Origin of the sequence: Burkholderia sp. WSM2232 (assembly GCF_000472545.1) — a bacterium.
Lineage (GTDB): Bacteria > Pseudomonadota > Gammaproteobacteria > Burkholderiales > Burkholderiaceae > Paraburkholderia.
Map to the genome: position 1 here is coordinate 59862 of NZ_AWZV01000008.1, position 15983 is coordinate 75844.

Annotated in this window: 11 protein-coding genes and 1 tRNA gene; 8 read left to right on the forward strand and 4 right to left on the reverse strand. The window is 64.0% G+C overall.

Features of this window, described 5'->3' with window-relative positions:
- The first annotated feature begins 740 nt into the window (after window positions 1–740).
- Both F757_RS0107990 and F757_RS0107995 read left to right on the forward strand, forming a co-directional pair.
- Complete coding sequence (locus F757_RS0107990; RefSeq protein ID WP_027210951.1) at window positions 741–1571, forward strand: undecaprenyl-diphosphate phosphatase; 831 nt, start codon at window positions 741–743, stop codon at window positions 1569–1571.
- Window positions 1572–1640: 69 nt separating this feature from the next.
- Window positions 1641–1717, forward strand: a tRNA-Arg gene (locus tag F757_RS0107995).
- 150 nt (window positions 1718–1867) lie between these two features.
- Here the strand turns inward: F757_RS0107995 and F757_RS0108000 are convergent.
- A complete protein-coding gene (locus F757_RS0108000) occupies window positions 1868–3445 on the reverse strand; it encodes an acid phosphatase (protein ID WP_027210952.1) in 1578 nt (525 codons plus the stop codon).
- Window positions 3446–3659: 214 nt separating this feature from the next.
- On the opposite strand from F757_RS0108000, the gene F757_RS0108005 reads away from it, so the two are divergent.
- Window positions 3660–5165, forward strand: coding sequence for a cytochrome c peroxidase (locus F757_RS0108005; RefSeq protein ID WP_027210953.1), 1506 nt, complete (start codon window positions 3660–3662; stop codon window positions 5163–5165).
- A 71-nt stretch (window positions 5166–5236) separates the two neighbouring features.
- Here F757_RS0108005 and F757_RS0108010 read toward each other — a convergent pair whose 3' ends face one another.
- Window positions 5237–5476, reverse strand: coding sequence for a hypothetical protein (locus F757_RS0108010; RefSeq protein ID WP_027210954.1), 240 nt, complete (start codon window positions 5474–5476; stop codon window positions 5237–5239).
- Window positions 5477–5766: 290 nt separating this feature from the next.
- Between F757_RS0108010 and F757_RS0108015 the strand changes: the two genes are divergently transcribed.
- Complete coding sequence (locus F757_RS0108015) at window positions 5767–6156, forward strand: RT0821/Lpp0805 family surface protein (protein ID WP_027210955.1); 390 nt, start codon at window positions 5767–5769, stop codon at window positions 6154–6156.
- Window positions 6157–6238: 82 nt separating this feature from the next.
- The gene (locus F757_RS0108025; RefSeq protein ID WP_027210956.1) at window positions 6239–6688 is read left to right on the forward strand and encodes an NUDIX hydrolase; all 450 of its coding nucleotides are present in this window, start codon (window positions 6239–6241) and stop codon (window positions 6686–6688) included.
- Window positions 6689–6862: 174 nt separating this feature from the next.
- Here F757_RS0108025 and F757_RS0108035 read toward each other — a convergent pair whose 3' ends face one another.
- Window positions 6863–8572, reverse strand: a complete 1710-nt coding sequence (locus F757_RS0108035) for a glutamine--tRNA ligase/YqeY domain fusion protein (RefSeq protein ID WP_027210957.1) — start codon at window positions 8570–8572, stop codon at window positions 6863–6865.
- A gap of 417 nt (window positions 8573–8989) precedes the next feature.
- Here F757_RS0108035 and ggt point away from each other — a divergent pair, with 417 nt between their 5' ends.
- Both ggt and F757_RS0108045 read left to right on the forward strand, forming a co-directional pair.
- Window positions 8990–10756, forward strand: a complete 1767-nt coding sequence (gene ggt / locus F757_RS0108040; protein ID WP_027210958.1) for a gamma-glutamyltransferase — start codon at window positions 8990–8992, stop codon at window positions 10754–10756.
- A 90-nt stretch (window positions 10757–10846) separates the two neighbouring features.
- Window positions 10847–11407, forward strand: coding sequence for an RBBP9/YdeN family alpha/beta hydrolase (locus F757_RS0108045; RefSeq protein ID WP_027210959.1), 561 nt, complete (start codon window positions 10847–10849; stop codon window positions 11405–11407).
- A gap of 239 nt (window positions 11408–11646) precedes the next feature.
- Here F757_RS0108045 and F757_RS0108055 read toward each other — a convergent pair whose 3' ends face one another.
- On the reverse strand, window positions 11647–12867 hold the full coding sequence (locus F757_RS0108055; RefSeq protein WP_027210961.1) for a CaiB/BaiF CoA transferase family protein: 1221 nt from the start codon (window positions 12865–12867) through the stop codon (window positions 11647–11649).
- Between the two features lie 458 nt (window positions 12868–13325).
- On the opposite strand from F757_RS0108055, the gene alaS reads away from it, so the two are divergent.
- Window positions 13326–15950: an alanine--tRNA ligase gene (alaS, locus tag F757_RS0108060; RefSeq protein ID WP_027210962.1), complete on the forward strand. Its 2625-nt coding sequence runs from the start codon at window positions 13326–13328 to the stop codon at window positions 15948–15950.
- The last annotated feature ends 33 nt before the right edge of the window (window positions 15951–15983 follow it).

A 15983-nucleotide genomic window follows, 5' to 3' on the forward strand; every position in this document is an offset into this window, starting at 1 on the left:
ATGAGTCAATGGGAAGCCCGCGCGAGGCGGGCTGAAGATGGTCCGGCAGTGGCGCGCCGAACCCGCGCCAACACGGCTTACGCCCGCGCGACGCGCGCGGCGAGCCGGCCGAGACGACGATTTTGCTCTGCTTTGCGCTACGGGGAAACCCTTCTCGGGAAATTGCGAGTGTCGCGAGCGGCCGGTTGTTGCCGATAATCCGTCTCACTGCCCGGTGACATCTACCGCCGGGCGAGATCGCTCAGGAGGCGTCATGGATCTCGCAATGGCAATGGGTGTCGCGCTTTTCGGCATGTTCACCGCAAGTACCGTTTATTTCTTCTACCAGCTCGAGCGCTGATCCGCGCTTTGTGCGGCTGTTTAGCTCTGTGTCTGCTTGACCGCGCGCCTGCCGCGCGCGGCATACCGCAACGCAGGCGCGCTTCGCAGCCTGCAGTTTGCTCTCTCGCCTCGTGCGTTGCGCTTTGCGTTTCGTAAGCTTGACGCCTGGCCCGTTGCGCTGACTCTCAGCATTTCTGTTAGATGACTGAAAGGACTGCCGTGCGTCGGTGGCCCTGATCGTTGCGATTCGCGAAACGGGCGTTTCGCATCGTGACGCAGCGCGTCAAAATTTCCCCGAATGTGGCCCAAACGCTTGGCGCTGACTTTGCAGCCAGGCATAATCGGTGCGCCTTTTGACGCGCCGGGTAACTCGTTGTGCGGCGCGCTGTCCCCGACATCTTCCTTACAAGGACTGCCGCGTGAATCTGTCGTTTCTGATCTTCCTGAGCGTGCTGCAAGGCGTGACCGAACTCTTCCCAGTGAGCAGTCTCGGCCATACGCTGCTGGTGCCTGCATTGTTCGGCATGCATATCGATAAACACGCGCCGCAGTTGCTGCCGTTTCTCGTCGCCTTGCACCTCGGTACGGCGTTCGCGTTGCTGTGGTACTTCCGCGAGCGGTGGTGCGCGCTCGTGCGCGGTTTCTTTTCGTCGCTCGGCGGACGCCGCAACGACGACGCGCACATGATGTGGGCGCTCATCATCGGTACGATCCCGGCCGGGCTCGTCGGTCTGCTGCTGGAAAAGCGGCTCGAGCGGATTTTTCACGACCTGCGTATCGTCGCGATCGCGCTGATCGTCAACGGCGTGCTGTTGTGGTTCGGCGACCGCCTGCAGCGCTCGCGCGCGCATCAGGCGCCGGAGAAAATGAATTTCCGCCAGGCGTTTTTCGTCGGTCTCGCGCAGGTCGGCGCGCTGATCCCCGGCTTCTCGCGCAGCGGTCTCACGATGATTGCCGGCAACGCGGCCGGCCTCACCGCGGAGAAGGCCGCGGAATTCTCGTTCCTGCTAGGCACGCCGATCATTTTCGCGGCCGGGCTGCTCGAATTGCCGAAGCTCTTTCACGCGCCGGGCCAACTGGCGGACGCACTGCTCGGCGGCGTGCTGACCGCCGTCGCCGCCTATCTCAGCGTGCGTTTCCTCATGCGCTATTTCGAAGGCCGCGGGCGTCTCGCTTCGTTCGGTCTGTACTGCGTGATTGCGGGCGTCGTGTTCCTCGGCTGGTTCGCGCTGCATCCGCAACCGGTCTGATAATCTCGGAATGTCCGCCGCGCTCTGCCGGGCGTGAAGCGATCGGTTATAATCCGGGCCCAGCCTTGTGCGGCGGTAGCTCAATTGGATAGAGCACAGGTCTTCTAAACCTGAGGTTGTGAGTTCGATCCTCGCCCGCCGCGCCATTGCCTGCAGAAGAATCCCGTCTACCGCATCAACGGTGATGGGATTTTTTTATGTCCCGGGCACCCAATAAAAAAGGGCAGCCGAAGCTGCCCGTCGAAAGCCGCCCGCGAAGGTGGCTGTTGCTTATCGTTGCTGTTCAACCATCGCTTTTAGTGCCGGATGTTCAGCGCAGCGGTCAGATCGCCCATCGGCTTGCCGCCGTTGGCGGTGAGCGCCGCGTCGCGTGCCGCGATGCCCGGCAGCGTCGGCAGCGAAAAGCGATGCGTAATGAAGCGCAAGATCGACGTCGTGTCGTATTGCGTGTGATCGACAAAACCCTTCTTCGCGAACGGCGAGACGATGAGCGCGGGAACGCGCGTACTGGGGCCCCAGCGGTCGGCCTTCGGCGGCGCGACGTGATCCCAGAAGCCGCCGTTTTCGTCGTACGTCACGACCACCAGCATGTTGTTCCACTGCGGGCTCTTCTGCAGATGCGAGATGACGTCGGCAATGTGCTGATCGCCCGAGGCGACGTCCGTGTAACCCGGATGCTCGTTCAGGTTGCCCTGCGGCTTGTAGAACGTCACTTGCGGTAGCTTGCCGCTGTCGATCGCCTTGATGAACTCCGAGCCGCCTACGCCGCCGTCGAGCAGGTGCTGAGCGCGGTTCGCGGTGCCCGGCGCCAGATCCGCGAAATAGTTGAACGGCTGATGATGCGGCTGGAAGTTCGGCGTGCTCAGATTCGCGCCGTAGATGACATTCGACGTGCCGTTTTGCGCCGCCGACAGCGCCGCGCCCCACGCGCCGCCATACCACGCCCAGGACACCTTGGCATTGTTCAGCAGATCGCCGATGTGAGTCTGCGTCTGCGCCGGCAAAGTAGTAGCCGCGGCCGGATCGGCGAGGTTGGCGTCGCCGCCCGCAGCCGCCTTGTTGCCGCTTGGCTGATACGGCGGCTGCATCGTGTTGACCGCGTAGAAGTCAGGCGTGAGGTTGCCCGACAGCACGAATTTCGACGGGCCGTTGAGCGCCGAAGCCGGCGAGTTCGACGCGAGCTTGAGCGTCACGCCGTCGCTTTCGACTGCCGAGATCGAGCCGGCCGCCGGGCTCTTGTCGGCGTTCGGGTAGACCGGCGTGCACGCGCACACGAGCCACTGGTGATTGAGGAACGAGCCGCCGAACGCGCCCATGAAGAAGTTGTCCGCGAGCGTGTATTGCTGGGCGATTTTCCACAGCGGCAGCTTGTCGGCATCGAGCGTGTAATGGCCCATGACGAGTCCGCCAGAATCGGCCCACGCAGCGAACTTGTCGTTCTTGCCGCCGTCGATCTGCATCTGGTTTTCATAGAAGCGGTGATACAGGTCGCGCGTCGTCGCGGTGATCGGCGTGTTGAAACCGTTGGGGTCGTCGATCGCGAACGGGCTGTTCGGCAAATTGGCCGTCATCGCTTGCGTGACGACCGGCGTCACGCCGGTCTGCGTGAGGCCGTTCCAGACCTGGGGCAGCGTGGCGAGCGTCGAGCCGTCGCGGTCCAACTGCTTCGCGGCCGCCGCACTGACGTTCTGCAGACCGTTCGCGCCCGGAAAATTGCCGTACAGGTTGTCGAAGCTGCGGTTTTCCGCGTAGATCACCACGACTGTCTTGATCGACGTGATGTCCGGCTGGGTGACTTCGTTGCCGCCGCATGCGTAAAGGGTGAGCGCTGCGGCGATCGCCAGCGGCGTCGCGCAGATCAGTTTCTTGTTCATTGATGCAGTTCTCTCTCTCTCTCTCGTTGGGGACGGGCCGAGTGCAGCGCCTCTCTGTGACCGCCCGCGAAAGTGTGGCGACATAATTTGACAGAACGATGTATTCATTACGGATCGCTTCTAGTCGACGATAGCCGTCGGCTGGATGTCATTTCAACGACATACGAATGACATACGCTCGCGGACTTCGATATCGCAGATTCACATCATTCATATGCGGCTCGGTCTGACGGGGATCCTGCACACAACAGCGCGTCTAACAGCGCGACAAGGCGCGAGGCCGGGGCCAGCGCATCGAGCTTGCGCACGCCTGCTGACGGCGGCCTTCGGGGTCGTCGCAATGAGCGCGAGTCTCGCGGGCTGCAATTCCGGCGCTCCGGCGGCGGCAGCGCAGGCGGGTGCAAGCGGCGTGGGGGCGTTGGTGGAGAGGGGCGCGTTGGTGGAGAGGGGCGCGTCGGCGGTCCAGGCGGCGGCGCTCGATGCGGCTCGGCCCGTGGCGCTCAAGGTGGCGCATGAAACGCTTCACGACGCGGCTCATGAAACGCCTCGTGAAGCGGCTCACGACGCGGTGCAAGGCGGCCAGACGCGCGCGCAGGTCTACGAGGCCGTGCGCAGGATGACCGCGCTCGGCAAGCAGTTGTTCTTCGACCCTTCGTTATCCGGCTCGGGCAAGCTAGCGTGCGCGTCGTGCCACAGCCCCGAGCACGCGTTTTCGCCCGCCAACGCGTTGTCCGTGCAACTGGGCGGCAGCGACATGCATCGCACTGGCATGCGCGCGGCGCCGACGCTCAAGTATCTGCAGTCGGTGCCGGCATTCGCCGAGCACTATCACGAGTCCGATGACGAAGGCGACGAAAGCGTCGACGCCGGTCCCACCGGCGGCCTGACGTGGGATGGTCGCGTCGATCGCGGCAGCGACCAGGCGCGCATTCCGCTGTTGTCGTCGTTCGAGATGGGCAGTTCGCCGGCCAGGGTCACCGCGGCAGTGAAGGCCGCGCCATACGCGGCGGATTTTCGCGCGGCCTTCGGCGAACATATTTTCGATAGCGACGACGCCACCTTCAAGGCGGTCCTGCAAGCGCTCGAAACGTTCGAGCAGACGCCGGAACTCTTTTATCCGTACAGCAGCAAATACGACGCCTATCTGGCAGGCAAGACGCAGCTCACGAAAGCCGAGTTGCACGGCCTCGAGCTTTTCAACGACGAAAAGAAGGGCAATTGCGCGAGTTGCCACATCAGCCAGCGCACGCTGGACGGCGCGCCGCCGCAGTTCAGCGACTTCGGTCTGATTGCGATCGGCGTGCCGCGCAATCGCGCGCTGCCAGTGAACCGCGATCCCCGTTTTCATGACCTCGGGGCGTGTGGTCCCGAGCGCACGGATCTCGCAGGACGCGCGGAGTTCTGCGGCATTTTCCGTACGCCGACGCTGCGCAACGTCGCGTTGAAAAAGAGCTTCTTCCACAATGGCATCTATCACTCGCTCGAACAGGTGCTGCACTTCTATGCCGAGCGCGACACGAATCCCGAGAAGTTTTATCCCGTCGTGAAAGGCAAGGTGCAGAAGTTCGACGATCTGCCGCAACGCTATTGGGCGAATCTGAATACGGAGCCGCCGTTCGACCGCAAGCCGGGCGACAAGCCCGCGTTGAATGACGCCGAGATCAAGGACGTGGTGGCGTTTCTGAACACGCTCACTGATGGATATAAAGCAGGAAATTGAGGACTCGGCGTCGCTGGGAAGGCGTGTGTGCGAAGCCGGCCCGAGGTGATTGACGGTGGTACTGCGCCAGTTCAGACGCGCGCGTCGGCGAGAATGCAGTAGCAGGCGGAAAGCAGCAGTGCGAAGGAGATGAGCAGGCACGCCATGCCAACGCGAGTCAGGAAGTTGGGCCAGCGCGGGCGGCGGAGCCCGTCGATGCGCACGATGGGCCGCGCGAGGCCGGGGTCGCGCCGCAGCGCCACGGGCACGAGCGCGACGCAAAGCAGCGCGAGTGTGACGGCGACGGTTTCCAGCGCAATGGGCAGTTCCATGATGGGGTGTGGTTTGAAGTGATTTGGCGCTAACGCGAGGTACGGCCAATCATAGAAAGGCGCGCCGCCTGGAGCTATGGGACCCATCCTAAAAATGGGGAAGCTCGCGTCGTCACTGTCAGCGGGCGCTTTCATTCCTACCCCCGCCGTCACCCGCACCGTCACCCGCACCGTCACCCGCACCGCGCGGCCAGGCCGTCACGCACGGCATGCTATGCTTTTGGGGTCCAGATCGCGGGGCGCCGCGAGCGCGCCACGACCGCCCGAAACGTTTCCGAGGAGAACCCTTCATGTCGATGAGAACCCGTGCCTTCCGTCAACTGACTGTCGCAGGTTTGCTGCTTGGCGCGGCAATTGGCGCGCAGGCGGCTAACCTCGGCTTTCTGAACGACACGCCGATCACCTACATGAAGCAGCGCGATGTCGACTCGATCAAGCAGGCCGTGTTCGCCGCGCTCGATGAAAAGCAGGACGGCGAAAGCGCCAACTGGGTCAACGAAGGCACTCGCAACAGCGTGAAGATCGACGCCACCATCAATGTCGTGCGCACGACAAAGGACGGCGAGCGCACCTGTCGGGATCTGGGCGTCGTGCTCAATGCAAAGGGGCAGTCGATGAACCTGCGCCCGCAGTTCTGCCGGGAGGGCAGCGGCAAATGGCAACTGCAGAAAAAGCGCTGAGCACGCGCCGCGTCGCGGGAACGCGCGCGCGCGGCGTGCCGGCGCACGCGCAAGCCGCGCGCCGCGCGGGCTCCGACACGCGATGAGCCCGCGCGTCGTTTCATGCGGCATCGTCCTGCTTGATCCCGCAGGGCGCGTGCTACTCGCACATGCCACGGAGACCTCGCACTGGGACATTCCGAAAGGCCACGGCGAAGAGGGCGAGGCGCCGCACGTCACCGCGCTGCGCGAGATGGTCGAGGAGACCGGCATCGCGTTAAAAGCCGAGCGCCTGAAAGACCTGGGCCTGTTTGTTTATCGCCGCGACAAGGACCTGCACCTGTTCGCCGCGCGCGCCACCGCGGATGAACTCGACCTCGGTTCCTGCACCTGCACGTCGCTGTTTCCGCGCCGCTCGGACGGCACGTTGATTCCCGAAATGGACGCGTATCGCTGGACCGCGCCCGACGAGGTGGAAAAGTACGCCAGCCGCAGCCTCGCGCGACTTTTCCACACCACGCTTTCGCTGACGGAACTGCATCGCTCGCTATAGCGGCGATCTAACCCGTTGCCGCAGTGATGAGTGCGAGCGCCCAGCGCCTTACCGTCAGCCTGGAAGCGCTGAGCACCGTGCCGGAATCCGCAAACAAAAAAGCGTGCATCGGCAACCCGATGCACGCCCGATCCGACAAGCCGCTGCGCGACTAACGCGCACTCATCCGTGGCTTTACGCCGGCTTGCCCCAACTGTCGCGCAAGCTCACGATCCGGTTGAACACCGGCTTGCCCGGTTGCGAATCGACACGATCCGCGACGAAGTAGCCGTGCCGCTCGAACTGAAAACGCTGCTCCGGTAGCGCACCATGCGCGCCCGGTTCCAGGTAGGCGTTGACCACGCGCTTCGAGTCCGGGTTCAGCGCTTCCAGGAAATCGCGGCCGCCGGCATCCGGTTGCGGCTCCTTGAACAGACGGTCGTAGATGCGAACCTCGGCCGGGCATGCAGCCGCCGCGCTGACCCAGTGGATATTGCCCTTCACCTTGTAGTTGTTCGCGCCTTCGGTGCCCGACTTGCTGTCCGGGAAGTAGTTGCAATGCACCGCGACCACGTTGCCGTTCTCGTCCTTCTCCGCCCCCGTGCATTCGATCACATAGCCGTAGCGCAGCCGCACCTTGTTGCCGGGAAACAGACGGAAATAGCCCTTTGGCGGCGTCTCCGTGAAGTCGTCGCGCTCGATCCACAGCTCGCGGGAAATCGGAAACTCGCGCACGCCCTGTTCCGGATGATGCGGATGCACCGGCGCGCTGCACGGCTCGGTCAGACCTTCGGGGAAGTTGTCGATGACGAGCTTCAGCGGGTCGAGCACTGCGGCGATGCGCGGCGCCTTTTCGTCGAGATCGTCGCGCAGCGCGCCTTCGAACACGCTCATGTCGATCCACGAGTCGACCTTGGTGACGCCAATGCGCTCGCAGAACAGCTGGATCGACTCGGGCGTGAAGCCGCGCCGCCGCACGCCGACAATGGTCGGCATGCGCGGGTCGTCCCAGCCGTCCACGTGGCCTTCGTTCACGAGTTGCAGCAGCTTGCGCTTGCTCGTGATCGCATACGTGAGGTTCAGGCGCGAGAATTCGATTTGCTGCGGCAGCGGGCGCGTGAAAATGCCGGCTTCGGCAAGCTCGTTCAGAATCCAGTCGTACAACGGACGATGGTCCTCGAATTCGAGCGTGCACAGCGAATGCGTGATGTTTTCGAGCGCGTCCGAAATACAGTGCGTGTAGTCGTACATCGGATACACGCACCATTTGTCGCCGGTGCGGTAGTGATGCGCGAAGCGGATGCGGTAGAGCACCGGATCGCGCATGTTGAAGTTCGGCGACGACATGTCGATCTTCGCGCGCAGCACGTGCTCGCCTTCCTTGAACTCGCCCGCCTTCATGCGGCGGAACAGATCGAGGTTTTCCTGCACGGAGCGTTCGCGAAAGGGCGAGGGCGTGCCGACTTCAGTCGCCGAGCCGCGGTTCGCGCGCATTTCTTCCGCCGACTGGCTGTCCACATACGCCTTGCCGCGCTCGATCAGCAGCTCGGCGAATTCGTACAGCTTGTCGTAGTAGTCGCTCGCGTAGTACAGGTGGTCCGTGCCGTCTTTCTGCCATTCGAAGCCGAGCCAGCGCACGGCGTCGATAATCGAATCGACGTATTCGACGCTTTCCTTTTCCGGATTGGTGTCGTCAAAGCGCAAATGGCACACGCCGCCGTAGCTGCGCGCCACGCCGAAGTTCAGGCAGATGCTCTTTGCGTGACCAATGTGCAGATAGCCGTTGGGCTCGGGCGGAAAGCGCGTTTCGACACGCTGACTCCACTTGCCGGTGCGGTTGTCGTCGTCAATGATGTTGCGGATGAAATTGGATGCCGCTGGCGCGTCGTTGCGTTCGGTATTCATGCGAGATGGTGAAAGTCTGTCGGGGGCGCGTGGTGCGCCCACTTATCCAGCAATTCTACCTGACGAGACTGGATGCGGCAGGGAATGCGCCGGCGCACCGACGCCCAGGCGGGTTTCGTGGTGCGTTCGCTGCGAAGCGGCGCGGTGGCTCGCGTGCGGCATCATGTCATGGCGCGCTGTAACAGGAGGTAAATCGGTTTGTTCCGGCGCGCACGAGCGACTTAGCATCCGAGCGGCGCGCCTGCGGGCCGCCACGGCACCTGGCACGGCTGCGCCGCGCTCGGGTTCGCGCGCACCGTACCGCCGTCGCCCGCTTGCACCGGCCTTTTGCGGATCGTGCACCGTGGCGCCCCTGGTGTGTCCTCGGTTTTGCCCTCGGTTTCCCGTCAGTTTGTCCTCAGTGCCGGAGTTTTTCGGATGCCAATGCCGACGTACGACGCGCCTCGCGCGCCTGATGCCTTCGCCTTTGCCTTCACCTTTTCCGCGGCACGCATTGCGCCCGCCGTGCTGATGGTCGCAGTCGCCGCCGCCGTGCTAGCGCCGGCTTCGGCGCTCGCGCGGACGGCTGTGCCCAAAGCGCTGTTCGATGCATCCGCAGTCGCGACTCCCGACCGCTACAGCGCCGATGCCGCGCAGCAGATCTTCGCCGCCGGCGGCAACGCGGTCGATGCGGCGGTGGCCATCGCCTTCACGCTCGCGGTGACCCGGCCCGATGCGGGCAATCTCGGCGGCGGCGGATTCATGACGCTGTTCGTCGACGGCAAGCCGTATTTTCTCGACTACCGCGAGCGGGCGCCGCAGCAGGCGACCCGCGACATGTATCTGGACGATAAAGGCAACGCAGTGCCGGGCATGAGCGCAGTGGGCCATCGCGCGGTGGCGGTGCCGGGCACCGTCGACGGCATGTGGCAGGCGCAGCAGCGTTTCGGCAAGCTGAAATGGAAACAGGTGCTCGCACCCGCCATCCGTTACGCGACCGAGGGCTTTCAGGTCGACCCCTGGCTGCAGCAACGGCGCGACGCAACAGCGAAGAATTTCGCCGGCAAGACCAATTTCGACGCCTATTTCGCGAGCCTGAAAGCCGGCACCACGTTCCGCCAGCCGGAGCTCGCGCAAACCCTTTCGCGCATTGCGAGCGACGGCGGCCGCGAGTTCTACGAAGGACGCACCGCAGGTCTGATCGCGCAGCAGATGTACGGCCACGGTCTCGTCACGAAGGCCGATTTGCAGCAGTACAAGGCTGTCTGGCGCCAACCGCTCATGGCTGAGTGGAACGGTTACGAGGTGCTCACCGCGCCGCCGCCGAGCTCGGGCGGTGTAGGCCTGATCCAGATGCTGAAGATGAAGGCCCATCTGCAGCAGGCATTCGACGGCCTCGAACTGAATTCCGCACCGTACATTCATCTGATCGCACAGATCGAAGATCGTGTGTTTGCCGACCGGCAGCAATATATCGGCGACCCGGACTCGTACAAACTGCCCGTCGACAAACTGCTCGCCGACGCCTATCTCGCCCGACGCGCGGACGAAGTCAAAACAGACGAAGTGCCGGGCGCGGCGGCGATCAAGCCCGGCCTTGGCGACGCGCCGCCCGAGAAGGCGCAGACGACGCACTTCTCGGTGGTGGACAAGTGGGGCAACGCGGTGTCGAACACCACCACGCTCGACGGCGAATTCGGCTCGGGCGTCGTTGTAGACGGCGCCGGCTTCCTGCTGAACGACGCGATGGACGACTTCGTGACGAGGCCCACTGCCTCGGGCGAGTCAACCGCAAGCGGCGCGGATCTGAACACGGTGTTGGCTGGCCGCCGCCCGCTTTCGTCGATGACGCCGACCATCGTGCTGAAGGACAACAAGGTGTCGCTCGTGATCGGCACGCCGGGCGGCTCGCGTATTCTGACCTCCATTTTTCAGGTCATGACCGATCTCTACGACTTCGACATGACACCCGCGGACGCGCTCGCGGCCATGCGCTTTCACCACCAGTTGCTGCCGCAAAAGACGATCTACTTCGAACCCTACCGCCCGGTTGCCGGCGAACTCGCTGCGCAGTTGCAAGCGCTGGGCTATGTGCTGGAGGGACAGTCGTTCAACGGCGATGTGCAGATCATCCGCATCAACGACACGACGCTCGAGCCGGCTGCCGATCCTCGTGGCATGGGCGTCGGCCGCGTGATACGGTGAGCGCGTTGGAAAGGGCCGGGCCGCGGCGGGCTGTAGCGGTTGCCCACCCTTGCAGGCCATATCGCCAAAAACAAAGTTACGGGGAATACCATGAGCGAACCGAAACGCAACGTACTCATCCTGCCGGGCTACCAGAACTCGGGCGCCGGGCATTGGCAGACTCGCTGGGAAGAACTCGATCCGTCATTTACGCGCGTACGGATGCCTGACTGGGATCATCCGTCGCGCGACGCCTGGTGCCGCGCGCTCGACGCCGCCGTTGCGTCCGTGGACGCGCCGATCCTGCTCGCGGCCCATAGCCTGGGTTGCCTGACGACCGCGTTCTGGGCCGCTCAGTATGCGAGCGCCGGGCAACTCGCGAGGATAGCCGGTGCGCTGCTGGTGGCCGTGCCCGATCCGGCCGAACCGCACTTTCCTCAGGACGCCAGCGGCTTTGCTTGCGTACCGCGCGAACGCTTGCCGTTCGAGAGCATTGTCGTATGCAGCACGGACGACCCGTACGGCGGCGTGCCGTTCTCGCAAGCCTGTGCGAAAGCGTGGGGCAGCCGCTGGATCGACGTCGGCCCGCGCGGACACATCAATGCGGACAGCGGACTCGGCGATTGGGACGAGGCGCGCGGGTGGCTGGCCGCGCTTGGCAAGCCGCGCTGAAGCGGCGCGGCGCGCAGTCGGCAGTCGGTTGGTGGTCGAGTTGGCGGTCGAGTTGGCGGTCGAGTTGGCGGTCGCGGTCGCGTTGGCCGGTCGCACTTGCTGGTCGCTGGTCGCGTTCGCCAGTTGCCGGCCGCCGCTCGTCGGCCGCCGGCCGCCGGTCGGCGGCGCATGCGCGTCGAGTGCGAACGCGAACGCGTGCCTGCCGCAGCGCATGGCCTGCCGCCTCCCTCTTTCCTCCTTCAGATCACCGCTTGCGAGCGCAACGCCGTAATCCGTTCGTCGCTGTAACCCAGCACGTCGCGCAGCACGCTTTCGGTATGCTCCCCGAGCGTCGGCGGATGAGCAAGCGCCTCTGGCGGCGTGCCCGTCATATTGATCGGATTGCGCACCAGTTTGACGGTGCCGCCCGACGGGTGCGGCAGATCCACCTGCATGCCGCGCGCTACCACCTGCTCGTTCGCGAAAACCTCTGCGAGGTCGTTGATCGGCCCGCAAGGCACGCCGGCTGCTTCGAGCGCCGCGATCCATTGCTGCTTGCCCTGCAGGCGAACCATCTGCGCGAGGATCGGCACGAGCACGTCGCGGTTGCGCACGCGTGCGGGGTTGGTTGCGAAACGCTCGTCCTCGGCGAGTTCGGGGCGTTGGCCGACCTCGACGAATTTGCGGAACTGCCCGTCGTTGCCGACTGCAACGATGATCCACCCGTCGCTCGTCTGGAAAGTCTGGTACGGCACGATGTTCGGATGCGCGTTGCCCCAGCGCACCGGCGGCTGCCCGCTTGCGAGGTAATTCGAATTCATGTTGGCGAGCATGGCCACCTGCACGTCAAGCAGCGCCATGTCGATATATTGACCTTCGCCTGTGCGGTCGCGATGCGTGAGCGCGGTAAGCACGGCGATGGTCGAATACATGCCTGTCATCAGATCGGCAATCGCCACGCCGGCCTTTTGCGGACCACCGCCCGGCTGGCCGTCGCGCTCGCCGGTAATGCTCATGAACCCGCCGATGCCTTGCACGATGAAGTCGTAGCCCGCGCGCTGCGCATACGGCCCGGTCTGTCCGAAACCCGTCACCGAGCAGTAGATCAGGTCGGGCTTCACCTTCTTGAGCGACGCGTAGTCGAGGCCATATTTCTTCAACTGGCCGACCTTGTAGTTCTCGAGCACCACGTCGCTTTGCGCGGCCAGTTCGCGAACGATCTGCTGACCTTCGGGCGAGGCGATATCCACCGTGACTGAGCGCTTGTTGCGGTTGGCCGCCAGGTAGTAGGCCGCCTCGCGCGTGTCCGCGCCGTCGGGCGTCTTCAGGTACGGCGGGCCCCAGTGGCGCGTGTCGTCGCCCACCTCGGGGCGTTCGATCTTGATGACGTCCGCGCCGAAATCGGCAAGCGTCTGCGCGCACCAGGGGCCCGCGAGCACGCGGGTGAGATCCAGCACGCGAATATGACTGAGAGCGCCCATGTTTGTCCGTGTCTCCAATGTAAGCGGGCGGCGCGCCAGGCGCCGCGGATGTGGGCAATCTTAAGCGATTCGCGCGAGCGGGCGCAGTCGGCCGAACGTCATAGGACGAATCGGGCGCCATTGCTGATTGAGCGAGGGGGACGAAGCGGGCCCGGAGGGCATGTGAACCCATGTGGGACCGTGGCGTGTGGTGCGCTGTCTATGGTGCTCGCGCAAAAACTCCCCGGCGAAACCGGCCCAGAACGTGACCGGAACGTGCCCGAGACGTGACCGAAGTTGAGCGAAGCTGAACCAGGCCGACCGCACCTGGCCTGGTTCAACCTGGCCAACCGGCCCGCGGCGGCGCCGCGCAAGGGCGCCGATCCCGTATAATCAGTCGTTTAAGAAACAAACAGTTGGCGCATCTCACGATGCCGCCGGTAAAAGTCAGGAATAGTCAGGACCGTCCCCCGCACGCCATGAAAGCCGCCGAAATCCGCGAGAAGTTTCTCAAGTTCTTCGAATCGAAGGGCCATACGATCGTTCGCTCGTCGAGCCTTGTGCCCGGCAACGACCCGACACTGCTCTTCACCAATTCGGGAATGGTGCAGTTCAAAGATGTGTTCCTCGGCGCTGAATCGCGTCCGTATTCGCGCGCCACGACCGCGCAGCGCAGCGTGCGCGCGGGGGGCAAACACAACGACCTGGAAAACGTCGGCTACACCGCGCGTCACCACACGTTCTTCGAAATGCTGGGCAATTTCTCGTTCGGCGACTATTTCAAGCGTGACGCGATCCACTACGCGTGGGAGTTGCTCACGGGCGTCTACCAGTTGCCGAAAGAAAAGCTGTGGGTGACCGTCTATCACGAAGACGACGAAGCGCACGACATCTGGGCGAAAGAAGTGGGCGTGCCGGTCGAGCGCATCATCCGTATCGGCGACAACAAGGGTGCCCGCTACGCGTCGGACAACTTCTGGCAAATGGCCGACACCGGCCCGTGCGGCCCGTGTTCGGAAATTTTCTACGACCACGGCCCGGAAGTATGGGGCGGCCCGCCGGGATCACCGGAAGAAGACGGCGACCGCTACATCGAGATCTGGAATCTCGTGTTCATGCAGTTCAACCGTGACGCGCAGGGCAACATGACGCCGCTGCCCAAGCAGTGCGTGGACACCGGCATGGGTCTCGAACGTATCGCGGCGGTGTTGCAGCACGTGCACAGCAACTATGAGATCGACCTGTTCCAGGCGCTCATCAAGGCGGCGGCGCGCGAAACCGGCGTGAGCGACCTCGCGAACAACTCGCTGAAGGTGATCGCCGACCACATCCGCGCCTGCTCGTTCCTGATCGTGGACGGCGTGATTCCCGGCAATGAAGGCCGCGGCTACGTGCTGCGCCGTATCGTGCGCCGCGCCATCCGTCACGGCTACAAGCTCGGCAAGAAGGGCTCGTTCTTCCACCGCATGGTGGCCGATCTCGTCGAGCAGATGGGTGGCGCCTATCCGGAACTGAAAGACGCGCAAGCGCGCGTGACCGACGTGCTGCGTCAGGAAGAAGAGCGCTTCTTCGAGACCATCGAGCACGGCATGTCGATTCTCGAAAACGCGCTGGCTGAACTTGAAAAGAAGGGCGGCAAGACGCTCGACGGCGAACTCGCTTTCAAGCTGCACGACACGTACGGCTTCCCGCTCGACCTCACGGCAGACGTGTGCCGCGAACGCGAAGTCACCGTGGACGAAGCCGCGTTCGACGAAGCTATGGCGCGCCAGCGCGAACAGGCGCGTGCGGCCGGCAAGTTCAAGATGTCGCAAGGCCTCGAATACTCGGGCGCAAAGACCACGTTCCACGGCTACGAGGAAATCGTCTTCGACGACGCGAAGGTGGTGGCGCTGTATGTGGACGGCGCCTCGGTGCAGGAAGTCGCGCATGGTCAGCAGGCGGTCGTCGTGCTCGACCACACGCCGTTCTACGCGGAATCGGGCGGCCAGGTCGGCGACCAGGGCCTGCTCGCCAACGCGAGCGTGCGCTTTGCGGTAACCGATACGCTGAAGGTTCAGGCCGACGTGGTCGGTCACCACGGCACGCTCGAGCAGGGCACGCTGAAGGTGGGCGATGTGGTAAAGGCCGAGATCGACGCGGTGCGCCGTGCGCGCACGGCTCGCAACCACTCGGCCACGCACCTGATGCACAAGGCGCTTCGCGAGGTGCTCGGCTCGCACGTGCAGCAGAAGGGCTCGCTGGTCGATCCCGACAAGACACGCTTTGACTTCGCGCACAACGCGCCGATGACGGACGAGCAGATTCGCCGCGTCGAAGAAATCGTCAACGCGGAAGTGCTGGCAAACGCGCCGGGCATCGTGCGCGTCATGCCGTTTGACGAAGCGGTGAAGGGCGGCGCGATGGCGCTGTTCGGCGAGAAATATGGCGACGAAGTGCGGGTGCTCGACCTCGGTTTTTCTCGCGAACTATGCGGCGGCACGCACGTGCATCGCACCGGCGACATTGGTCTCTTCAAGATCGTGATGGAGGGCGGCGTGGCGGCGGGCATTCGTCGCGTGGAAGCCATTACCGGCGACAACGCTGTGCGCTTCGTGCAGGACCTCGACGCGCGCATCAACGCCGCGGCCGCGGTGCTCAAGGCGCAGCCGTCCGAGCTCACGCAGCGCATCACGCAGGTCCAGGATCAGGTGAAGCAGCTTGAAAAAGAACTGAGCGCGCTGAAGTCGAAAATGGCGTCGAGCCAGGGCGACGAACTGGCCGGCCAGGCCATCGAAGTCGCCGGCGTGCAGGTTCTCGCCGCGACGCTCGAAGGCGCCGACGTGAAGACGTTGCGCGAAACGGTGGACAAGCTCAAGGACAAGTTGAAGAGCGCGGCAATCGTGCTGGCTTCGGTCGAAGGCGGCAAGGTCAGCCTGATTGCGGGCGTGACGGCGGACGCGAGCAAAAAGGTCAAGGCCGGTGAACTGGTCAACTTCGTTGCGCAGCAGGTTGGCGGGAAGGGCGGCGGCCGGCCGGACATGGCTCAAGCGGGCGGCACGGACCCCGCGAATCTGAGCGCCGCATTGGCCGGCGTGAAGGGTTGGGTCGAAGCGCAGCTTTGATCTGCCGTCAATCTCGAGGGCTCGGGCGATCGG

Excerpts from the sequence above, each read along its gene's own strand:
- ggt (WP_027210958.1), top strand. The coding sequence starts at position 8,990 with ATGCCAATGCCGACGTACGACGCGCCTCGCGCGCCTGATGCCTTCGCC.
- F757_RS0108005 (WP_027210953.1), top strand. The coding sequence starts at position 3,660 with ATGCGGCTCGGTCTGACGGGGATCCTGCACACAACAGCGCGTCTAACA.
- F757_RS0108025 (WP_027210956.1), top strand. The coding sequence starts at position 6,239 with ATGAGCCCGCGCGTCGTTTCATGCGGCATCGTCCTGCTTGATCCCGCA.
- F757_RS0108000 (WP_027210952.1), bottom strand. The coding sequence starts at position 3,445 with ATGAACAAGAAACTGATCTGCGCGACGCCGCTGGCGATCGCCGCAGCG.
- F757_RS0108010 (WP_027210954.1), bottom strand. The coding sequence starts at position 5,476 with ATGGAACTGCCCATTGCGCTGGAAACCGTCGCCGTCACACTCGCGCTG.
- F757_RS0108055 (WP_027210961.1), bottom strand. The coding sequence starts at position 12,867 with ATGGGCGCTCTCAGTCATATTCGCGTGCTGGATCTCACCCGCGTGCTC.
- F757_RS0108045 (WP_027210959.1), top strand. The coding sequence starts at position 10,847 with ATGAGCGAACCGAAACGCAACGTACTCATCCTGCCGGGCTACCAGAAC.
- F757_RS0108035 (WP_027210957.1), bottom strand. The coding sequence starts at position 8,572 with ATGAATACCGAACGCAACGACGCGCCAGCGGCATCCAATTTCATCCGC.
- alaS (WP_027210962.1), top strand. The coding sequence starts at position 13,326 with ATGAAAGCCGCCGAAATCCGCGAGAAGTTTCTCAAGTTCTTCGAATCG.
- F757_RS0108015 (WP_027210955.1), top strand. The coding sequence starts at position 5,767 with ATGTCGATGAGAACCCGTGCCTTCCGTCAACTGACTGTCGCAGGTTTG.